This is a genomic window from Burkholderia sp. E168m23 (genome assembly GCF_016586125.1).
In the GTDB taxonomy this organism is placed as follows: domain Bacteria; phylum Pseudomonadota; class Gammaproteobacteria; order Burkholderiales; family Burkholderiaceae; genus Burkholderia; species Burkholderia orbicola.
The window spans coordinates 1-4,988 of record NZ_BCPP01000523.1 but is presented as its reverse complement, the minus strand read 5'-3'; the positions used below and the strand labels follow the sequence as shown (position 1 = coordinate 4,988).

6 protein-coding genes are annotated in these 4,988 nt (G+C 64.5%); all 6 read right to left on the bottom strand.

Annotation, left to right across the window (positions count from 1 at the left end):
* Positions 1-48: 48 nt before the first annotated feature.
* Positions 49-1,368: a phosphate regulon sensor histidine kinase PhoR gene (gene phoR / locus JMF90_RS23790; RefSeq protein ID WP_006476332.1), complete on the bottom strand. Its 1,320-nt coding sequence runs from the start codon at positions 1,366-1,368 to the stop codon at positions 49-51.
* A gap of 57 nt (positions 1,369-1,425) precedes the next feature.
* Complete coding sequence (gene phoB / locus JMF90_RS23785; RefSeq protein ID WP_006750313.1) at positions 1,426-2,127, bottom strand: phosphate regulon transcriptional regulator PhoB; 702 nt, start codon at positions 2,125-2,127, stop codon at positions 1,426-1,428.
* A gap of 29 nt (positions 2,128-2,156) precedes the next feature.
* On the bottom strand, positions 2,157-2,861 hold the full coding sequence (gene phoU, locus JMF90_RS23780) for a phosphate signaling complex protein PhoU (RefSeq protein ID WP_006476334.1): 705 nt from the start codon (positions 2,859-2,861) through the stop codon (positions 2,157-2,159).
* 18 nt (positions 2,862-2,879) lie between these two features.
* A complete protein-coding gene (gene pstB / locus JMF90_RS23775) occupies positions 2,880-3,728 on the bottom strand; it encodes a phosphate ABC transporter ATP-binding protein PstB (protein WP_006490515.1) in 849 nt (282 codons plus the stop codon).
* 15 nt (positions 3,729-3,743) lie between these two features.
* The gene (gene pstA, locus JMF90_RS23770; protein ID WP_011545091.1) at positions 3,744-4,637 is read right to left on the bottom strand and encodes a phosphate ABC transporter permease PstA; all 894 of its coding nucleotides are present in this window, start codon (positions 4,635-4,637) and stop codon (positions 3,744-3,746) included.
* Positions 4,634-4,988: ABC transporter permease subunit (locus JMF90_RS23765; protein ID WP_201325498.1), on the bottom strand; the 355-nt coding region annotated here is incomplete at its 5' end. The genes JMF90_RS23765 and pstA, both read right to left, overlap by 4 nt.

The window sequence follows — 4,988 nt, the reverse complement described above, 5'->3', positions numbered from 1 at the left end:
AAGCAGCCCGCGGGCTGCTTTTTTGAACGCCGACGAGCCGCTACACGATCATGCTTCGTAAGCAGCCGGCCGGATCGCGATGACGCGCGAGCCCGGGAACCGCGCGGTGAACGTACTGCCGCGCCCTTCCTCGCTCTGCACGTACAGATGCGCATCGTGCCGCTGCAGCACGTGCTTGACGATCGCGAGCCCGAGGCCCGTGCCGCCCGTATCGCGCGAGCGGCTGCGATCGACACGGTAGAAGCGCTCGGTGAGCCGCGGCAAATCGGCGGCCGGAATCCCGAAGCCGCTGTCCGTGACCGAAAACACGCCCTGCGCGCCCTCGCGCCGCCACGACACGACGATCTTGCCGCCGTCCGGCGTATAGCGGATCGCGTTCGTGACGAGATTCGCGAACGCGCTGAACAGCTCCGTCTGCGCCCCCGTGACGCCGAGCGTCTCGTCGATCGAGAACGCGATGTCGTGATGCCCGTTCGACAGCGTCTGCGCATCCTCCTTCAGATGATCGAACACCGCCCGCATGTCGATCGCATGATCGACCGGCGGCTTGCTCTCGCCTTCCAGCTTCGCGAGCACCAGCAGGTCGGTCACGATGTGCCGCATCCGTGACGCCTGCTGCTCCATCATGTCGAGATAGCGCGCGCGGTCCTCCTCGTTCAGCGGCAGCTCGCGCATCGTCTCCAGGAAACCCGACAGCACGGTGAGCGGCGTCTTCAGCTCGTGCGACACGTTCGCGACGAAGTCACGCCGCATCGCGTCGGTGCGTTCGAGCTCGGTGATGTCCTGCGTGAGCAGCAGCTTGCGGTTCTCGCCGTACGGAAACACCTGCACGGCCAGCACGTTCTGCCGCGAGTCGCCCATGCCGCGCATCAACAGCGTCTCGTCGTAATGCTGCGCATTGAGGTAGCGGACGAAATCGGGATGGCGCACCAGGTTCGTGATGTGCTGGCGCAGGTCGCGCTTCGCATCGAGGCCGAAATGGACTTCGGCGATCGCATTGCACCACTCGATCTGGTCGTGATCATCGAGCATCGCGACACCGTTCGGCGAGGCCTGGATCGCCTGGATGAAACGCGAGTGCTGCTGTTCGACCTGCCGCACCTGCGCATGCCACTGCTTCGCGAGCTTGTGCAGCCGATAGTAGATCTCGCCCCAGATGCCCGGCGCGCTCGGCACCTCGCCGTAGACGGGCGCATCGAGCAGGCGCCACAGACGCTGCGTATGGAAGGTGCTGAAAAAGCCCTGCGCGACCAGCATCACGACCACGAACACGAGGCCCGCGGTCGGGCCGGCGAAGACGCCGACCAATACGCCGATCAGCACGAGCAGCACGAGCGACACCAGAAAGCGCGCCCAGATGATGTTCATGATTCAGCGTCCGAAAGAAGGAGCGGCACGCCGCGGCACGCGGCATGCCCGAATACGTTACGCGTGCTTGGCGAGGCGGTAGCCGCTGCCGCGCACGGTTTCGATCATCGCATCGCAGCCGGCCGGTTTCAAGGCCGCGCGCAATCGTTTGATGTGCACGTCGACGGTACGCTCCTCGACGAACACGTGGTCGCCCCACACCTGGTCGAGCAGCTGCGTGCGGCTGTGCACGCGCTCCGGATGCGTCATGAAGAAATGCAGCAGGCGGAACTCGGTCGGGCCGAGATCGAGCTTGATCTCGCTGCCGTCGCCGTGCGCGGCGACGCGATGCGTGGCCGGGTCGAGGCGCAGCCCGTTGATCGACACGACGTCCTCGGTCAGCTGCGGCGCGCGGCGGCGCAGCACGGCCTTGATGCGCGCCATCAGCTCCTTCGGCGAGAACGGCTTCGTCACGTAGTCGTCCGCGCCGATTTCGAGGCCGAGCACCTTGTCCTGCTCGTCGCCGCGGGCGGTGAGCATGATGATCGGGATGTGCTTGGTCCGTTCGTTGTTGCGCAGGTCGCGCGCGAACGCGATGCCGGACTTGCCCGGCAGCATCCAGTCGAGCAGCACGAGATCGGGCAGCACGTCGCTGATCAGGTTCTGCGCCTGTTCGGCGTTGTAAGCGCGGATCGGGCAGTGACCGGCGTGCTGGAGATTCACCGAGATCAGTTCGGAAATCGCGGGCTCATCTTCAACGACGAGAATGTTGCTGGGCATCGGCACCTCTGTTCTTCCTATGGAGTCGATTAACTGTTGGCTTCGCGATCGAGCGTGTCGCGCGGCTGGTGCCGCACGTCGGTGCCCTTCACGATGTAGATGATGAATTCGGCGATGTTCTTCGCGTGGTCGCCGATCCGTTCGATCGCCTTCGCGATGAACAGGTAGTCGAGGCCGACCGAGATCGTGCGCGGATCTTCCTGCATGTACGACACGAGCTTGCGCACGAACGCGCGGAATTCCATGTCGATTTCCTTGTCGTCCTTGACGATCTGCGCGGCGGCCACCGTATCGAGGCGCGCGAACGCGTCGAGCGCGCGGCGCAGGATCGTCACGGCCATCTCGCCCGACACCTTGATCTCGGCGATGTTGACCGCACGCGCGGCCGGCTCGTCGACCAGGCGGCGCACGCGTTTGGCGATCTTCTCGGCCTCGTCGCCGGCGCGCTCGAGGTTCGTAATCGTTTTCGAAATCGACATCAAAAGACGCAGGTCACGTGCGGCAGGCTGTCTCCGCGCGATGATGTTGCCGCATTCCTGGTCGATGTCCACTTCCATCGCGTTCAGCGTTTCCTCGGCCGCGATCACCTTCTCGGCCGTATCGCGATCGAATTCGTTCAGCGCGCGCATCGCGCCGACGATCTGCGACTCCACGAGTCCGCCCATTTCCAGCACTTTCGACGACACGGCATTCAGGTCCGCGTCGAACTGGCTCGACAGATGTTTATCCGACATGGTTGTTGTTCTCCGTCATCAGCCGAAGCGGCCGGTGATGTAGTCTTCCGTTTCCTTGCGCACCGGCTTGATGAAGATCTTTTCGGTCTCGCCGAACTCGATCAGCTCGCCCAGGTACATGTAGGCCGTGTAATCCGAGCAGCGTGCGGCCTGCTGCATGTTGTGCGTGACGATCACGACCGTGTAGTCGCTCTTCAGCTCCGCGATCAGCTCTTCGATGCGGCCCGTCGAGATCGGGTCGAGCGCCGAGCACGGCTCGTCGAGCAGCAGCACTTCCGGACGGATCGCGATGCCGCGCGCGATGCACAGACGCTGCTGCTGGCCGCCCGACAGCCCGTAGCCGCTCTGGCCCAGCTTGTCCTTCACTTCGTTCCACAGCGCGGCCTTCGTGAGCGCCCACTCGACACGGTCGTCCATTTCCGAGCGCGTGAGCTTTTCGAACATCTTCACGCCGAACGCGATGTTGTCGTAGATCGACATCGGGAACGGGGTCGGCTTCTGGAACACCATGCCGATCCGCGCGCGCAGCAGCGAGATGTCGCGCTTCGTCGTCAGCAGGTTCTCGCCGTCCATCAGGATCTCGCCTTCGGCGCGCTGCTCCGGATAGAGCGCGAACATCTTGTTGAACGTGCGCAGCAGCGTCGACTTGCCGCAGCCCGACGGGCCGATGAACGCCGTCACCTTCCCTTCGGGAATGCGCAGGTTGATGTTCTTCAGCGCGTGGAACTTGTTGTAGAAGAAGTTGAGGTTGTTGACCTCGATCTTCGCGTTCAGCGGCGCGAGCGGACGGCCGTGCGCCGCGTCTTGCGTGCCGGCGGGCGCAGCGGTGCGCTCGACGGGATTCAGGTGGCTTTCTGCCATATTCATCGGATTGCTCCGCCGTTACTTTTTCGAGAAGATCGAGCGCGCCAGGACGTTCAGTCCGAGCACCCCGAGCGTAATCAGGAACACGCCCGCCCACGCGAGCGACTGCCATTCCGCGAACGGGCTCATCGCGAACTTGTAGATCGTGACCGGCAGGTTCGCCATCGGCTGGCTCATGTCCCACGAGAAGAACTGGTTCGACAGCGCGGTGAACAGCAGCGGCGCCGTTTCGCCGGCGATCCGCGCGACCGCGAGCAGCACGCCCGTCACGATCCCGCCGACCGACGCGCGCAGCGTGATCTTCAGCACCATGCGCCACTTCGGCGTGCCGAGCGCGACGGCCGCCTCGCGCAGCGCATTCGGCACGAGCTTCAGCATGTTCTCGGTCGTGCGGATCACGATCGGGATCTGCAGCAGTGCGAGTGCGATCACGCCGGCCCAGCCCGAGAAGCGCCCCGACTTCGCGACGACGATCGCGTACACGAACAGGCCGATGACGATCGACGGCGCGGACAGCAGGATGTCGTTGATGAAGCGGATCGTGCTGGCCAGCAGGTTCTTCTGCCCGTATTCGGCGAGATAGACGCCCGCGAGGATGCCGATCGGCGTGCCGACCAGCGTGCCGAAGCCGCACAGCAGCAGGCTGCCGACGATCGCGTTCGCGAGACCGCCGCCTTCGGTGTTCGGCGCCGGCGTCGATTCGGTGAACAGTTGCAGCGACAGGCCGCCGACGCCGAGATGCACGGTCGTGTAGAGAATCCACACGAGCCACAGCAGGCCGAACGCCATCGCGCCGAGCGACGCGGTGAGCGCGATCGCGTTGACGGCCTTGCGCTTGCGCTGCAGGCGGTTGCGCATCGCGTCGAGCGCGGCGCCGTCCGGCCCCGGGAAATTCATGATGGGCTCGCTCATTTCTTGCCCTCTCCCTTCTCGAGACGAAGCAGCAGCAGTTTGGAGATGGACAGCACGATGAACGTGATCACGAACAGGATCAGGCCGAGTTCCATCAGCGCGGACGTATGCAGGCCCGGCTGCGCTTCCGCGAATTCGTTCGCGAGCGCCGACGTGATGCTGTTGCCCGGCGCGAACAGCGACACGCTGTCGAGCAGGTTCGTGTTGCCGATCACGAAGGTCACGGCCATCGTTTCGCCGAGCGCGCGGCCGAGGCCGAGCATCACGCCGCCGATCACGCCGGTCTTCGTGTAGGGCAGCACGACCTTCCACATCACTTCCCAGGTCGTGCAGCCGATCCCGTATGCCGAT